Origin of the sequence: Streptomyces sp. NPDC004610 (genome assembly GCF_040609715.1) — a bacterium.
Taxonomy (GTDB): domain Bacteria; phylum Actinomycetota; class Actinomycetes; order Streptomycetales; family Streptomycetaceae; genus Streptomyces.
The window spans coordinates 284098-299529 of record NZ_JBEXLA010000001.1; the positions used below are offsets into that span (position 1 = coordinate 284098).

12 protein-coding genes are annotated in these 15432 nt (G+C 72.8%); 4 read left to right on the forward strand and 8 right to left on the reverse strand.

Going from position 1 to position 15432, the window contains the following annotated elements:
- Nucleotides 1-247: 247 nt before the first annotated feature.
- The 4 genes from ABZX40_RS01250 to atzF are packed head-to-tail and all read left to right on the forward strand — an operon-like array spanning nt 248 to nt 7027.
- A complete protein-coding gene (locus ABZX40_RS01250) occupies nt 248-1072 on the forward strand; it encodes an urea amidolyase associated protein UAAP1 (RefSeq protein ID WP_355732768.1) in 825 nt (274 codons plus the stop codon).
- The gene (locus ABZX40_RS01255) at nt 1069-1740 is read left to right on the forward strand and encodes an urea amidolyase associated protein UAAP2 (RefSeq protein WP_355732766.1); all 672 of its coding nucleotides are present in this window, start codon (nt 1069-1071) and stop codon (nt 1738-1740) included. The genes ABZX40_RS01250 and ABZX40_RS01255 overlap by 4 nt, the downstream gene beginning before the upstream one ends.
- Nucleotides 1737-5309 (forward strand): 5-oxoprolinase/urea amidolyase family protein, encoded by a 3573-nt coding sequence (locus tag ABZX40_RS01260; protein ID WP_355732764.1) that lies wholly within the window; start codon nt 1737-1739, stop codon nt 5307-5309. Before ABZX40_RS01255 ends, ABZX40_RS01260 begins: the two co-directional genes overlap by 4 nt.
- Before the next feature lie 32 nt (nt 5310-5341).
- Nucleotides 5342-7027, forward strand: a complete 1686-nt coding sequence (gene atzF, locus ABZX40_RS01265) for an allophanate hydrolase (protein WP_355732762.1) — start codon at nt 5342-5344, stop codon at nt 7025-7027.
- A gap of 266 nt (nt 7028-7293) precedes the next feature.
- Here atzF and ABZX40_RS01270 read toward each other — a convergent pair whose 3' ends face one another.
- The 8 genes from ABZX40_RS01270 to ABZX40_RS01305 form a co-directional block, all read right to left on the reverse strand.
- Nucleotides 7294-10143, reverse strand: coding sequence for a DEAD/DEAH box helicase (locus ABZX40_RS01270; protein WP_355732759.1), 2850 nt, complete (start codon nt 10141-10143; stop codon nt 7294-7296).
- Nucleotides 10144-10191: 48 nt separating this feature from the next.
- Nucleotides 10192-11082, reverse strand: a complete 891-nt coding sequence (locus tag ABZX40_RS01275) for a diacylglycerol kinase (protein ID WP_355732756.1) — start codon at nt 11080-11082, stop codon at nt 10192-10194.
- A 31-nt stretch (nt 11083-11113) separates the two neighbouring features.
- Entirely contained in the window at nt 11114-12058 is a 945-nt protein-coding gene (gene tatC, locus ABZX40_RS01280; protein ID WP_355732753.1) for a twin-arginine translocase subunit TatC, read from the reverse strand.
- A 47-nt stretch (nt 12059-12105) separates the two neighbouring features.
- Nucleotides 12106-12393, reverse strand: a complete 288-nt coding sequence (tatA, locus tag ABZX40_RS01285; protein WP_355732751.1) for a Sec-independent protein translocase subunit TatA — start codon at nt 12391-12393, stop codon at nt 12106-12108.
- Nucleotides 12394-12684: 291 nt separating this feature from the next.
- Complete coding sequence (locus tag ABZX40_RS01290; RefSeq protein ID WP_355732748.1) at nt 12685-12879, reverse strand: hypothetical protein; 195 nt, start codon at nt 12877-12879, stop codon at nt 12685-12687.
- Between the two features lie 47 nt (nt 12880-12926).
- Complete coding sequence (locus ABZX40_RS01295) at nt 12927-13220, reverse strand: hypothetical protein (RefSeq protein ID WP_355732745.1); 294 nt, start codon at nt 13218-13220, stop codon at nt 12927-12929.
- A gap of 226 nt (nt 13221-13446) precedes the next feature.
- Nucleotides 13447-14448: a WYL domain-containing protein gene (locus ABZX40_RS01300; protein WP_356008897.1), complete on the reverse strand. Its 1002-nt coding sequence runs from the start codon at nt 14446-14448 to the stop codon at nt 13447-13449.
- A 27-nt stretch (nt 14449-14475) separates the two neighbouring features.
- The gene (locus tag ABZX40_RS01305) at nt 14476-15429 is read right to left on the reverse strand and encodes a WYL domain-containing protein (protein ID WP_355745604.1); all 954 of its coding nucleotides are present in this window, start codon (nt 15427-15429) and stop codon (nt 14476-14478) included.
- Nucleotides 15430-15432 lie beyond the last annotated feature (3 nt).

The following is a 15432-nucleotide window of genomic DNA, read 5'->3' on the forward strand; positions in this document are numbered from 1 at the left end:
CCCACCGCTGCCCGCCCACCGCCTCCCGCCCGCCGTGAGGGATCGGTAACCCCCCGGGAACATCCGGGCAACGCCCGCGACCCGGCCCGCACCTAATTTCTGTCAAGCGACAGAAACTCCTCTCCCTCCGTTCTGCCGCCCCCTGATGCACCCCGCACCCCGCACCCCGCACACCCCGCACCCCGCCCCACCCCACCCCACGCACCCACCCATCCACCCCACGCACCCACCCCGCCGGAGGTTCCCCATGGCGACAGCCACCCCGTACGGCGCGCGAGCGCACGCGCGGGCCCAGGACGGCACCCGGGCCGAGGCCATGCCCGTCGTCCCCGCCGCCGACTGGCCCGCCCCGCCCTGCGAGGCAGGCCATCTGGTGTGGGCGGAGACGGTCGCGGGCGGCAACTACACCCACCGGGTGCTGGCCCGCGGCACCGAGCTGCGCCTCACCGACCCGCACGGCGACGCCTGCGCCCATCTGCTGCTGTACGCCGCCGACCGCCCCTGGGAGCGGCTGAACACGGCCGACACGGTGAAGGTGCAGTGGAACGCCTATCTCGGCGAGGGCGTGCTGCTGCTGTCCGACCAGGGCCGGGTGCTGGCCTCCGTCACCGCCGACACCTCCGGCCGCCACGACGCCCTGTGCGGCACCTCCGCGCTGGCCCGCAACACCGCCCGCTACGGCGACGGCACCCCGCAGTCCGCCTCCCCCGCCGGGCGCGAGCTGTTCAAGCTGGCCGCCGCCAAGAACGGCCTGGAACCCCGCGATCTGCCGCCCTCGCTCTCCTTCTTCCAGGGCGTCGAGGTCCGCGAGGACGGCGCCCTGGACTTCACCGGCTCGGCCGGACCCGGCGCGAGCGTCACCCTGCGCGCCGAGCAGGACATCACCGTCCTGCTCGCGAATGTGCCGCACCCGGTCGATCCGCGCCCGGACTATCTCTGCACCGCGCTGGAGGTGCTGGCCTGGCGGGCGGCGCCGACCCGGCCCGGCGACCCGCTGTGGGACGCCACTCCCGAGGGCCGCCGCGCCTTCCTCAACACCACCGAATTCCTCGCCGCGAGGGGGCTCGCATGACCAGCGACCGGCAGCACACCGGGGCCGCCCCCCGGACCACCACCCGGACCGTCGGCACGACGACCGCCGTCACCCGGAGCATCGTCCCCGCGCGGGCCGCCTGGTCGTCCGTCGTCCGGACCGGCGAGACCCTCACCCTCACCGATCTGCATGGCAACCAGGCCGTCGACTTCCTGGTCTACGACGCCCATGACACCGCCGTCCGCTACAGCGCGCCCGACACGATCCACGCCCAGGGCGGCCTCTTCCTCACCACCGGCAGCGTGCTCCTGTCCGGCGAGCACACCCCGCTGATGACGGTCACCGCCGACGAGGTCGGCCGCCACGACACCGTCGGCGGCGCCTGCTCCAAGGAGTCCAACACCCTGCGCTACGGCCATCACACCTGGTCCCAGCACGCCTGCGTGGACAACTTCCTCGCCGAGGGCGCCCGGCACGGCCTCGGCAAACGCGATCTGGTCTCCAACGTCAACTGGTTCATGAACGTGCCCGTCGAGAAGGACGGCACGCTCGGCATCGTCGACGGCCGCTCCGCCCCCGGCCGCTCCCTCACCCTGCGCGCCGAGACCGATGTCCTGGTCCTGGTCTCCAACTGCCCCCAGATCAACAACCCGTGCAACGGTTTCGAGCCGACGCCGGTCGAACTGACGATCGGGGCCGCGCGATGAGCTTCGACACCCTCCTGATCGCCAACCGGGGCGAGATCGCCGTACGGATCATCCGGACCGCCCGGGAACTGGGGCTGCGCACGGTCGCCGTGTACTCCGACCCGGACCGCTCGGCGCCGCACGTCCGGCTCGCGGACGAGGCGGTGCGGCTCGGACCGGCGCCCGCGCGCGAGTCGTATCTCGACGCCGATCTGGTGCTCGCGGCGGCCAAGGACACCGGGGCGGGCGCGATCCACCCCGGGTACGGGTTCCTCTCCGAGGACGCGGCCTTCGCCCGGCGCTGCGCGGACGCCGGGATCGTGTTCGTCGGCCCGACGCCGGAGCAGTTGGAGCTGTTCGGCACCAAGCACACCGCGCGGGCCGCCGCCGAGGCCGCCGGGGTGCCGCTGGCCCCCGGCACCGGTCTGCTGGAGTCCCTGGACGAGGCCCTCGCCGCCGCCTCCTCCATCGGCTACCCGGTGATGCTGAAGGCGACCGGCGGGGGCGGCGGCATCGGCATGTCGGCGTGCCGGGACGCGGGGGAGCTGGCCGGGGCGTGGGAGCGGGTGCAGCGGGTCGCCGCCGCCTCCTTCGCCACGCCCGGGGTGTTCCTGGAGCGGCTCGTGGAGCAGGCCCGCCATGTCGAGGTGCAGGTCTTCGGGGACGGCGAGGGCCGGGTCGTCACCTTCGGCGACCGCGACTGCTCGCTCCAGCGCCGCAACCAGAAGGTCCTGGAGGAGGCCCCGGCCCCCGGCCTGCCCGACCGCGTCCGCACCGCACTGGCCGACGCCGCCCGCGAACTGTGCGCCTCGGTCGGCTACCGCTCCGCCGGAACCGTCGAGTTCGTCTACGACGCCGCCCGCGAGGAGGCGTACTTCCTGGAGGTCAACACCCGCCTCCAGGTCGAGCACCCGGTCACCGAGGAGACCTACGGCGTCGATCTGGTCGCCTGGATGCTGCGGCTGGCGCGCGGTGAGCGCGGGGTCGTCCACGCGCCCGGCCCACCGCGCGGCCACGCCGTCGAGGCCCGGCTCTACGCCGAGGACCCGTCCCGCGACCACCGGCCGGGCGCCGGTCTGCTGACCCGGGTGGAGTTCCCGCCGGGTGTGCGGGTGGACGGCTGGGTGGAGGCCGGGACGGAGGTGACGACGTCGTACGACCCCCTCCTCGCCAAGGTGATCGCGCACGGCCCGGACCGGGAGACCGCGCTCGCCCGGCTGGACGAGGCGCTGGCCGCCACCCGGGTCGACGGCATCGAGACCAATCTCGGGCTGGTCCGCGCGGCCCTGACCGACCCCGACTTTCGCGCGGCCGGGCACTCCACGGCCACCCTCGCCCGGGTCACCGACCCGACCCCGCGGATCGAGGTGGTGGCGGCGGGGACGCTGACCACCGTCCAGGACTGGCCGGGCCGCACCGGTCTCTGGCAGATCGGGGTCCCGCCCAGCGGCCCGATGGACGACCGCTCCTTCCGCCTCGGCAACGAGGCCCTCGGCAACCCGGAGGGCGCCCCCGGCCTGGAATGCACCCTCCAGGGCCCGTCCCTGCGCTTCACCCACGCCACCACCGTCTGTGTCACCGGCGCCCCCGCCGAGGTGACCGCGGACGGCGTCCCGGTCCCCCACTGGCGGCCGTTCACCGTGCCCGCCGGAGCCGTCCTGGAGATCGGCGCCCCGGCGGAGCACGGTCTGCGGACCTATGTCCTGTTCGCGGGCGGTCTCGACGTCCCGGCCTTCCTGGGCAGCGCCAGCACCTTCACCCTGGGCCGCTTCGGCGGCCACGGCGGCCGGGCGCTGCGCACGGGGGATGTCCTGCACGGCGGCACGAAAGGAACCGGCACCGGCACCGGCGCCGGGGCAGGGGCGGGGACAGCCGACCGGGAAGAACCCCCCACCGGCGTCGCCGTCGCCGTCGCCGACCCGCCCGTCTTCGGCTCGGTCTGGCACATCGGTGCCGTCGAGGGCCCGCACGCGGCACCGGAGTTCTTCACCGAGGACGACATCCGCGACTTCTACGCCGCCGAGTGGAAGGTCCACTTCAACTCGGCCCGCACCGGGGTGCGGCTGGTCGGCCCCCGGCCGCGCTGGGCCCGCGCCGACGGCGGTGAGGCGGGGCTGCACCCGTCCAACATCCACGACACCCCCTACTCCGTCGGCGCCGTCGACTACACCGGGGACATGCCGGTGCTGCTGGGCCCCGACGGGCCCTCGCTCGGCGGGTTCGTCTGCCCGGCGACCGTGCTGAGCGGTGAGCGCTGGAAGCTGGGCCAGCTCCGGCCGGGCGACACGGTCCGCTTCACCCCGGTCGCGGTGGACGGCTCGCCGCGCCCGGAGATCGTCGACGGGGGTGTGCTGGCCCGGGACGGCGATGTCACCTACCGCCGCAGCGGCGACGACAATCTCCTGGTCGAGTTCGGGCCGATGCAGCTCGATCTGGCGCTGCGGATGCGGGTGCACGCGCTGATGGAGGCGGTCGGCGCGGACACCCCGGACGGGGTCCTGGACCTCACGCCGGGCATCCGCTCCCTCCAGATCCGCACCGACCCGGCCCGGCTCCCCCAGCGGGACCTGCTGGAACGGGTCCGGCGGCTGGTGGCCGCGCTGCCGCCCAGCGACGAACTGGTGGTGCCGTCCCGCACGGTCCATCTCCCGCTCTCCTGGGACGACCCGGCCACCCGCGAGGCCATCGCCCGCTATATGGCGGGGGTCCGCGACGACGCCCCCTGGTGCCCGTGGAACATCGAGTTCATCCGCCGCGTCAACGGCCTGGACTCGGTGGAGGACGTGTACCGGACGGTGTTCGACGCCGAGTATCTGGTCCTGGGCCTCGGCGATGTCTATCTGGGCGCCCCGGTCGCCACCCCGCTGGACCCCCGGCACCGGCTGGTCACCACCAAGTACAACCCGGCCCGCACCTGGACCGCCGAGAACTCCGTCGGCATCGGCGGCGCCTACCTCTGCATCTACGGGATGGAGGGGCCGGGCGGCTACCAGTTCGTCGGCCGGACCACCCAGGTCTGGTCGGGCTGGGCGCAGCGCGGGGCGTTCGAGCCCGGCAAGCCCTGGCTGCTGCGCTTCTTCGACCGGATCAAGTGGTACCCGGTGGAGGCGGACGAACTGCTGGAGCTGCGCGCCGACCTGGTCTCGGGCCGGTTCACCCCGAGAATCGAGGAGGGCACCTTCTCCCTCGCCGACCACCAGGACTTCCTGGCCCACAACGCCGAGGACATCGCCGCGTTCCGGGTCCGGCAGCGGACGGCGTTCGCGGCGGAGCGGGACGCGTGGGAGGCGGCGGGTGAGTTCGCGCGGGCGGAGGCCGCGGCGGCGCCGGTGGCCCCGGCGGCGGAGGTGACGGTTCCGCCCGGCGGGCGGCTGATCGAGGCGGAGTTCGCGGCCTCGGTCTGGCAGGTGAACATCGCGCCGGGCGACACCGTCACGGCGGGTCAGCCGCTGCTCGCGCTGGAGGCGATGAAGATGGAGTCCCGGGTGTCCGCGCCGGTGTCCGGGGTGGTGACCGAGGTCCTGGCCCGCCCCGGCGACCAGGTGGAGGCGGGCACGGCACTGCTGGTGCTGGGCCCGGTGGCGAAGTGACCGTACCTGCCCTACCCCTGAGGGAAACGCCCATGACATCCCCGTCCACGGTCGTCCTCGACCGGGTCCGTGCCGCGTACGAGCGGATCGCGGCCGTCGACCGCCCGGAGATCTGGATCGATCTGCGCCCGCGCGCCGAGGCGGAGGCGGAGGCCCGCGCGCTGGACGCCCGCGTCGCCGCCGGTGACCGCCTCCCCCTCGCGGGGCGGCTGCTGGCCGTCAAGGGCAATATCGATGTGGCGGGCCTGCCGACGACGGCCGGCTGCCCCTCGTACGCCTACCGGCCGAAGGCCGACGCCCCGGCGGTGGCCCGACTGCGAGCGGCGGGCGCGCTGGTCCTCGGGACCACCAATCTGGACCAGTTCGCGACGGGCCTGGTGGGGACGCGCTCGCCCTACGGTCCGGTCCGGAACGCGATCGATCCGGCGCGGGTGTCGGGGGGTTCCAGCTCGGGTTCCGCGGTGGCGGTGGCCCTGGGGATCGCCGATCTCGCCCTCGGTACGGACACGGCGGGCTCGGGCCGGGTCCCGGCCGCCTTCAACGGCATCGTCGGCCTGAAGCCGACCCGGGGCCTGGTCCCGGCGGAGGGCGTGGTCCCGGCCTGCGCGACGCTGGACTGTGTCACGGTCTTCGCCCGCACCCTCCCGGAAGCGGAGACGGCCCTGTCGTATCTCGCCTCCCCACCCGCCCGTCCGCTCCCCCCGCTCCCCCCACGCCCGCCGGGCCCCTGGCGGATCGCGGTCCCCCCACCCGAACAACTCGGCCCCCTGGACGAGGGCTGGGCACAGGCGTACGAGGCGACGGTGGACCGTCTGGCCGACGCAGGCGCCGAGATCCGCACCATCGACCTGTCACCGTTCACGGAAGCGGCGGCGATGCTGTACGAGGGCGCCTTCGTGGCCGAGCGCTACACGGCGGTGGGCGCCTTTGTCGACACATCCCTGTCTGCCGGGGCCACCGACCTCGACCCCACCGTCGCCGCGATCATCAGCGGCGCCCGGGACATCCCGGCCCACCGCCTCTTCACCGACCAGGCCCATCTGGAGACCCTCCGCACCCGCGCCCGCACCGAACTCGCCGACACGGACGCCCTGCTGCTCCCCACGACCCCGGGTCACCCCACCCTCGCCGAGGTGGCGGCGGACCCGCTCGGCGCCAACGCCCGGCTGGGCCGCTTCACCAACTCCACCAACCTCTTCGACCTGGCCGCGGTCGCGGTCCCCGCGGCCGAGGTGAACGGCCTGCCGTTCGGCGTGATGCTGATCGGCCCGGCGTTCACCGACGACCGCCTGACAGCCGTGGCCCGCCTACTGGAACCGAGGACCCGGGTGGCGGTGGTGGGCGCCCATCTGACGGGCCAGCCCCTCAACCCCCAACTCCTCTCCCTGGGCGCCCATCTCTCCCACACGACGACCACGGCCCCCGTCTACCGCCTGCACGCCCTGCGCACGACCCCACCGAAACCGGGCCTGGTGTACGTGGGCGAACAGACCGGCGCGCCGGTGGAAACCGAGATCTGGCACCTCCCGGCAGCGTCCCTGGGCCACCTGCTGACAACCCTCCCCCACCCGATGACCCTGGGCAGGATCGAACTCTCGGACGGCACCCACACCCCAGGCTTCCTCTGCGAACCCTCAGCCTTGACAGACGCGGAGGACATCACGGAACACGGCGGCTGGCGAGCATTCCTGAACGCCGAGGAGAGACAAGGCTTTTAGGGGCGCTGGGGGTACCCCCTCTGGGGGAGGAACTGCGCGACCAGCCACAACCCACCCGCACCCACGAACCGTCCGGATGACCCACGCTGCCAAGGGGCGCTGGGGGTACCCCCTCTGGGGGTGGGGGCACCCCCTCTGGGGGAGAACTGCGCGACCAGCCCCCCACCGCCCCGCACCCACCAACCACGCGAAGGAGCAGCCCCCTTCAGGGGCGTGGGGAACTGCGCGACCAGCCACAGACAACCCGCACCCCGCCGCCCGACACGTCACCCCACCGACGAGTACGCCACAACCCCCCGCAACAACCCATCAACCGCCTTACGCGCAGCCTTCCCCACCGTCGACCCGGCCGGCGCCGCCGCCGCGACCTGCCCCAGCACATCGATCACCTGCTTGCACCACCGCACAAAATCCCCCGCCGGCATCTCCGCCTCCCGCAGCACCTCGTCGAGCCCCTTCCCGGAAGCCCACTCGTACGCCGCCCAGGCGAACCCGAGGTCCGGCTCACGCTGCCCGACGCCCTCGGTCTGATTGATCCGGAAGTCCTCCTCCAGCGCGTCCAGCCGCCCCCAGATCCGCACCATCTCCCCGAGCGCGGCCTTGGCCTTCCCGGACGGCACCTTGGGTGCCATCGCGTCGTCCGCGGCCCGCGCCTCGTACACCAACGCCGACGCACACGCCGCAAGTTCCGCGGGAGCCAGCCCCTCCCAGACCCCGGCCCGCAGACATTCGCTGGCCAGCAGATCCAGCTCGCCGTAGAGCCGGGCGAGCCGCTTGCCATGCTCGGTGACCTCGTCCTCGCGGAGATAGTCCAGCTCGGTGAGGAGGGCAACGATCCGGTCGAAGGTGCGGGCGATGGTGTTGGTGCGGCCCTCGATCCGCCGCTCCAGCTGCGAGGTGTCCCGCAGCAGCCGGTGGTAGCGCTCGGCCCACCGGGCGTGGTCCTCCCGGTCGGTGCACCCATGGCAGGGGTGGGCGCGCAGGGCGGCCCGCAGCCGGGCGATCTCCCGGTCGTCGGCGGCCTGGGAGCGCTGCTTGCGGTGCCGCTCGGCGGGGATGTGCCCGGCCTTGGTGCGCAGCGCGGAGGCGAGATCGCGGCGGGACTGCGGTGAGCGCGGGTTGAAGGACTTGGGGATGCGCATCCGCTCCAGCGCCTCGACCGGCACCGGGAAGTCGATCGCGGCGAGCCGCTTGACCTGCCGCTCGGCGGTGAGCACCAGGGGGCGGGGCCCGTCGTGCGCCTCGAAGCCCCGGTGCCCGTTGGAGCGGCCGGCGGGGAGTCCCGGGTCCAGCACCAGGGCGAGGCCCGCGTACTTCCCGGTCGGCACATGGATGACATCGCCGGGCTTGAGCCGCTCCAGGGCGACCGCGGCCTCGGCGCGCCGCTGGGCGACGCCCTGCCGGGCCAGCTCGGTCTCGCGGTCCTTCAGCTCCCGGCGCAGCCGCGCGTACTCCTCGAAGTCGCCGAGGTGGCAGGTCATGGACGCCTTGTAGCCGTCGAGCCCTTCCTCGTTGCGCTGCACCTGCCGGGAGATCCCGACCACCGACCGGTCGGCCTGGAACTGCGCGAACGAGGTCTCCAGCAGCTCCCGCGACCGGTGCCGCCCGAACTGCTCGACCAGGTTGACCGCCATGTTGTACGACGGCTTGAAGCTGGAGCGCAGCGGATAGGTGCGGGTCCCGGCGAGTCCGGCGAGGTGGTCGGGGTTCATCCCGCGCTGCCAGAGCACCACGGCATGGCCCTCGACGTCGATGCCCCGGCGGCCCGCGCGGCCGGTGAGCTGGGTGTACTCGCCGGGGGTGATGTCGGCGTGCTGCTCGCCGTTCCACTTGACGAGTTTTTCCAGGACGACGGAGCGGGCGGGCATGTTGATGCCGAGGGCGAGGGTCTCGGTGGCGAAGACGGCCTTGACCAGGCCCCGGACGAACAGCTCCTCCACGACCTCCTTGAAGGTGGGCAGCATGCCCGCGTGGTGGGCGGCGATGCCGCGCTCCAGGCCCTCCAGCCATTCGTAGTAGCCGAGGACGTGCAGATCCTCGGTGGGGATGGCGGCCGTGCGCTCCTCGACCAGGGCGCGGACCTCGGCGCGGGCCTCGTCGTCGTTGAGTCTGAGCCCGGCGTGCAGACACTGCTGGACGGCGGCCTCGCAGGCGGCGCGGCTGAAGATGAAGGTGATGGCGGGCAGCAGGCCCTCGGCGTCGAGCCGCTCGATGACCTCGGGGCGGCCGGGCGTCCAGATCCGGGTGCGCTGGCGGCGCTCGCGCTCACGGTCGGCCTCGCGCATGGCGCGTCCGCGTCGGCGGTCCTGGTAGCTGGGGCGGCTGGCCTCCATCCGCGCCATCCGCGTCAGATCGGGGTTGACGGCCTTGCGGTGGCCCTCGCCCTCCTCGAAGAGGTCGTACATCCGCCGCCCGGCCAGCACATGCTGGAACAGCGGCACCGGCCGGTGCTCGGAGACGATCACCTCGGTGTCACCGCGGACGGTGTCGAGCCAGTCGCCGAACTCCTCGGCGTTGGAGACCGTGGCCGAGAGTGACACCAGTGTCACCGACTCGGGGAGATGGATGATCACTTCCTCCCAGACGGCGCCGCGGAAGCGGTCGGAGAGGTAGTGCACCTCGTCCATGACCACATGCCCGAGGCCCAGCAGGGTCTGCGAGCCCGCGTACAGCATGTTCCGCAGCACCTCGGTGGTCATCACGACCACCGGGGCGTCGGAGTTGACGCTGTTGTCGCCGGTGAGCAGACCGACCTGCTCGCTGCCGTAGCGGCGGCAGAGGTCGTTGTACTTCTGGTTGGAGAGCGCCTTGATCGGCGTCGTGTAGAAACACTTGCGGCCCTGGGTGAGGGCGAGGTGGACGGCGAACTCGCCCACGATCGTCTTGCCGGAGCCGGTGGGCGCGGCGACCAGCACGCCCTTGCCGGACTCCAGCGCCTCACAGGCTTCGATCTGGAAGGGGTCGAGCCCGAAGTCGTACATCTCGCGGAAGGACGCGAGCGCGGTGCCCTGCTCCACAGCGCGCCTGCGGGCCGCCGCGTAGCGCTCGGCAGGTGAGAGGTCCTCTGTCATCGTGCTTTCGAGCGTACCGGGCCGCACTGACAACAGGACGATCATTATCCCGATCGGGGCGTTGACCAGGCAGGTGACGGCAGTGCCCGGGGCTCAGGGCCCGACGACCCGGACCGCCCCGGGCACACAGGTCACGCTCAGCGGCAGCGGCCCGAGCGGCTCCCCGTCGGCGTACCCGGTGAGCCCCTCGGAGGCGATCTCCACGGCCGCGGCCCGCACCACGGCGACCTTGGGATGGCCGACATGGGTGCCCCGGTAGACCCGCGGGAACACCCGGACCAGGGTGGCGCGGCTGCAATCCCCGACGACGGTGATGTCGAACAGCCCGTCGGTCAGATCCGCGCCGGGACAGATCCGCATCCCACCGCCGTACGAGGACCCGTTGCCGATCGCGACGAGAGTGGCCTCGATCTCGCGCACGGCCCCGCCGTCGAGGGTGATCCGGTACGGCAGCGGGCGGAACGCGGCGAGTTCGGCGATCATCGCCAGGTCGTACTTGAGGCGCCCGGCGGGCCGGCGCATGCGGTTGCCGCGGTCGTTGACCCGGGAGTCGAAGCCGGTGGCGAGGACGGTGCCGAACCAGCGCTCCCCCACCCGGCCCAGGTCGATGTCCCGCACCCGCCCGGCCTTGAGGCTCCGGGCGATCAGCCGCCCGGCGGCGGCCGGGTCGCGCACCGGCAGACCGAGGGCGCGGGCGAGGTCGTTGCCGGTGCCGACGGCGACCAGGGCGAGCGGGGTGCGGGTGCCGGCCACGGCCTGGAGGGCGAGGTGCGCCATCCCGTCCCCGCCGACGGCGACCAGGGCTCCGGTGCCGCCCCCGACGGCCGCGCGGGCGCGGGCGAGCGCGTCGGCGGGGTCCGTCCCGAGCACCGTCCGCACCGAGAATCCGGCGTCCCGCAACGCGGAAGCGGCCGGCCGCGCCGCGCGGGCGCCCCGGCCGCGACCCGCGGTGGGGTTGACGAAGAGGGTGATCTCGCTGGTCATCCAGCTGACCCTACGAGGACCGGGGCGGCCCTCAGGTCACGTCGTCATAACCGTTCACCCGGTCCCGGCCGGTCTGCTCCGGCACGGCTCGGCTTGCCGAGACCGTCTCGACCTCGTCGATGCGCTCCGGCGTGAGGTCCAGGTCGGACGCCTCGTCGTCGGCCGGGCCCGCGGCCTCCCGGCGGCGTCGGCGCCGGTCGTTGACCAGGGAGAAGGCCACCGCTCCGAAGTAGAGCACCCAGATCGGCCCGGCCAGCATGATCATCGTCAGCGGGTCCGTGCTCGGCGTCGCCAGGGCCGCGAACAGGGTGATGCCCATGATCATGGCCCGCCACCAGCTGAGCATCCGCCGACCGGTCAGCACTCCGGTGAGGTTGAGCATGATCAGCAGGAGCGGAAGCTCGAAGGAGACTCCGAAGACCACGACCATCCGGATCACGATGTCCAGCAGATCGTCCAGCGGAAGCAGGTTGAGCGTGCCGTCGGGAGTGAACCCGATCAGTACCTCGGCCGTCGTCGGCAGCACCTGGTAGGCGAAGTACGCGCCGCCGAGGAACAGCGGGGCTCCCATACCGACGAACCAGTAGGCGTACTTCTTCTCATGCCGGTGCAGACCCGGCGCGACGAACGCCCACAACTGGTAGAGCCAGACCGGGGAGGCGAGGACTATACCGGCCGTCAACGACACCTTCAGCGCCAGTGTGAAAGGCATCAGCAGACCACTGACGGTGATCTGCGCGCAGGGGTCTTCCGTCGACCGGGACAGTTCCTCGAAGGACTGCTCGCAGCCCACCGAGTCCAGGATCGGCCGGGTGATGATGTTGATGATGTCGTAGTAGAAGAACGCGGCAACAACGGTGACGGCGACGATGCCCAGCAGCGCCTTCGCGAGCCGGTTGCGTAGCTCGCGAAGATGTTCCGCGAGGGGCATCCGCCCCTCGGGATCCTTCTCCGTCTTGCGGGCAGACTTCAGCAACCCACGTTCCCATCTCGTGCGGCGGGCCGGAGGTCACCGGCCCTCGGTCAGCGCTTGGTGGAGTCGGTCGGCTCGGTGACCGGGCGGGAACTGGTCACATCGCCGGGCGACGCCTGGATGATGCGCTGGGCCGGGGCCTGCTCGTCCGTCTTCGGCGGGTCGGCGGGAGCGGCGGTCTTGGTGCCGTCGTCCTTCATGGCCTTGGCCTCGCTCTTGAGGATGCGCGCGGACTTGCCGAGCGAACGGGCCATGTCCGGAAGCTTCTTCGCGCCGAACAGCAGGATGATGACGACGAGGATGAGAATGATCTCGGGGGCTCCGAGCCTTCCGAACATAAGTCTTTACCTTCTCACCGAGGCGGCTGGGTGGGGTGCTGACCAGCCGGTCGGACATCCGTCCGATCAGCCGTACGTCAGCGATCGTAACGCTCAGGGGTGAACGCGAAGCAATCCCTGTGCATACTCCTTACTCCCGGTCCGCGGTCCGCGCCTCGTCTCCGGGCCGCGATCAGCAGCGTACCTGCCGGATACGCCCTGGTGACAGGGCGAAGCGGCCCATATCGCGTGCGGCACGGCAGGCACGCACCGGGATTCCCGGCCCGGAGGCCCCGGTACCCGGCGCAGGATTCACAGTGAATCGACAGATCGCGCGGTGCTCACCGAGGCCCGTTCCAGCTCCTCGGCGGCCCGGCTGATCCGCGCGGCCGACTCCGTGACCTGCCGGCCGAGGCCCTGCGCCGCCAGGAACACCCGCACGGCGAGCACCCCGAGCACCGCGATCCCGACAAAACCCACCACTACCGCGAACATCGGCCAGAACATGGCCCGAGCCTAGACCGTCGGCGACCACTGGCGACCGTCCGGGACCGTCAGCTCGTCGCCTGGAGTCTGAGGGTGCGCACGCCGCCCCCGACGAGCAGTTGCACGATCCGCTCACCGGCCGGTTTGCGGACCAGGGTGCCGCAGTCCGGGCAGGTGAAGGAGTAGAACGTGGTGCGGCTGCTGCCGCCTATCGCCAGTCGCAGCGCGTTCGCGGCCAGCTCGAACCGGCCCCGGCAGTCCGGGCAGCCCGCCCGGAACATCACGGGGGCCACATTCCGCATCCCGGCGAACGCGGCGGCGACCGTCATGCCCACCGCACCGGACGGTATCGACTCGCTCACAGCGCCTGCTCCTCTTCCCTCGGTCTCGCTTGGAATCCCTCGGTCGTTCGTCCGGGACCCGCCGGGCACCCCCGGCAGGTTCCGGTGGCTGCCGGGGTCCGCCAGTCGTCCGTCCATCCGTACGTCCAGGCGTGGGGCGTCACCGTCTCCCTCGCCCCGGAGCGCGCGCCTACCGCGGCGGCCCCGTACACCCTGCCCGGCGGCGGGGCTCCCGATGCGCCGGTGCTCAGTCCCGCCCGCCGGGGGTCCCGGGCGCCTCGATGTCGTCGTACGCCTCCAGGGCCTGACGGGCGGCCCGGCGGGCGCTGGTGGCCAGCTCGGCGGGGGCCACGATCCGGCCGTCGGCGCCCAGCCGCAGCGCCAGGCGTCTGAGGGAGGCCGGGTCGGGGGTGCGCAGGGTGATACGCAGACCGCCGTCCGGCAGTTCATCGGCGCTGTCGTGGGGGTAGTACTCGGCGACCCAGCGTCCGCCGGGGCCGACCTCCACCACCACCTCCGGGTCCTCGGCGGCGGGCTGGACCAGCCCCTCCGACAGATCCCGCAGCTCGACCTCGGGCGGCGCGGACGGCTCGTCCAGGACCCGGATCTCGGCGACCCGGTCCAGCCGGAAGGTGCGCCGGGCCTCGGAGCGGCGGCACCACGCCTCGACATAGGTGTGCCCGACGCTGACCAGGCGGATCGGGTCGATCTCGCGCTCGGTCAGCTCATCACGGGCCGGTGAGTAGTAGCGGATCCACAGCCGGCGCCGCTCGGAGATCGCCCGGTCCACATCGGCGAAGACCCCGCCCTCGGACTCGAACGTCACCGACAGCCGGGAGCTGGCCCCGGCGGTCTCCCCGGCGGCCGTCTCCACCTTGGCGGTGGCCCGCAGCAGCGCCTGCCGGTCGCCCTCGCGCAGTCCGGGCAGGGTGGCCACCGCGCGGGCGGCGACCAGCAGCGCGGTCGCCTCGTCGGCGGCCAGCCGCAGCGGCTCGGCCACGTCGTCGGGGTTGTGCCACCAGATGCGCTCGCCGTCGGTGTCGATGTCGAGGAGGTCACCGCCGCGGAAGCTGGTCCCGCACATGGGCAGCACATCGAGGTCCGAGACCAGTTCGTCCTCGGTGATGCCGAAGGCGCGCGCCACGTCCTCGATGCGCGCGCCGGGCCGCTCCCGCAGATAGGTCACCAGGGAGAGCATCCGCCGTGTCTGGTCGATGGCGTTCACGGGCCTGATCGGTTTGCCGGCCACTGTCCCCACTTCCTCGTCCGCTCCCCCTCAGTCCTTGGCCACGGCACGCAGCCGGTCGACCACGTCGGCCCGCAGCTCCGCCGGTTCCAGGACCACCACATCCGGCCCGAACTCCACCAGCCAGGCGTCCAGGCCATGGCCGTACGGAACCTCCAACTCGTCCCAGCCGTCGCCGAGTTCCCGGACGGCGGTGGCCTTCGCCCGCAAGGGGTAACCGGAGCCGGTGCGCAGCCGGATCCGGGCGCTGCGGTCGGCGCTCTCCCCGGCCCACCCGGCGACCGTCTCCCGGACGGTGACCACATCGGGGACCGGCGCGGTGTACCGCCCGGCGCGCGAGCGGACCCGGCCGGTGATCCGCGACAGCCGGAAGACCCGCTCGGCGGACCGGTCGCGGTCGAAGCCGGCGAGATACCAGTGGCCGCGCCAGCACTCCAGCGCCCAGGGTTCGACGGTCCGGGTCTCGGGGTGGGCGGCGGTGGCCTTGCGGTACTCGAAGGCGACCGGGCGGCGGTCGCGGCAGGCCAGCATCAGCGGCTCGAACGCGGCCTCGTGCACCGGGATCCGGGGTTCGAGGGCACCATGGGCCTCGTACGGGTCGACGTCCTCGGGCAGGCCCGCGGCGCGCAGTTTCTGGAGGGCGCCGCTGGCGGCACCGGCCAGCCGGGCCTGCTGCCACACCTTGGCGGCGAGGCCGAGGGCGGCGGCCTCCTCGGCGTCGAGGGTGATGGGCGGCAGCCGGTTGCTGTCCCGGCGGGCGAGATAGCCGACCTCGGCGTCCAGGTTCTCCACGGTCTCGATGACCAGGCCGAGTTCGCGCAGATCGTCCTTGTCGCGCTCGAACATACGGTTGAAGGAGTCGTCGCTGCCGGCTTCGAGATAGGCCTCGATGGACTCCCGAAGCTCACGCTTGCTGAGCGGGCGCCGGGTCCCGAGCAGACACAGCGCGAGATTCATCAGCCGCTCGGCCTTGGCAATGGCCATCGA

Excerpts from the sequence above, each read along its gene's own strand:
- ABZX40_RS01250 (WP_355732768.1), top strand. The coding sequence starts at position 248 with ATGGCGACAGCCACCCCGTACGGCGCGCGAGCGCACGCGCGGGCCCAG.
- ABZX40_RS01255 (WP_355732766.1), top strand. The coding sequence starts at position 1,069 with ATGACCAGCGACCGGCAGCACACCGGGGCCGCCCCCCGGACCACCACC.
- ABZX40_RS01260 (WP_355732764.1), top strand. The coding sequence starts at position 1,737 with ATGAGCTTCGACACCCTCCTGATCGCCAACCGGGGCGAGATCGCCGTA.
- atzF (WP_355732762.1), top strand. The coding sequence starts at position 5,342 with ATGACATCCCCGTCCACGGTCGTCCTCGACCGGGTCCGTGCCGCGTAC.
- ABZX40_RS01270 (WP_355732759.1), bottom strand. The coding sequence starts at position 10,143 with ATGATCGTCCTGTTGTCAGTGCGGCCCGGTACGCTCGAAAGCACGATG.
- ABZX40_RS01275 (WP_355732756.1), bottom strand. The coding sequence starts at position 11,082 with ATGACCAGCGAGATCACCCTCTTCGTCAACCCCACCGCGGGTCGCGGC.
- tatA (WP_355732751.1), bottom strand. The coding sequence starts at position 12,393 with ATGTTCGGAAGGCTCGGAGCCCCCGAGATCATTCTCATCCTCGTCGTC.
- ABZX40_RS01290 (WP_355732748.1), bottom strand. The coding sequence starts at position 12,879 with ATGTTCTGGCCGATGTTCGCGGTAGTGGTGGGTTTTGTCGGGATCGCG.
- ABZX40_RS01305 (WP_355745604.1), bottom strand. The coding sequence starts at position 15,429 with ATGGCCATTGCCAAGGCCGAGCGGCTGATGAATCTCGCGCTGTGTCTG.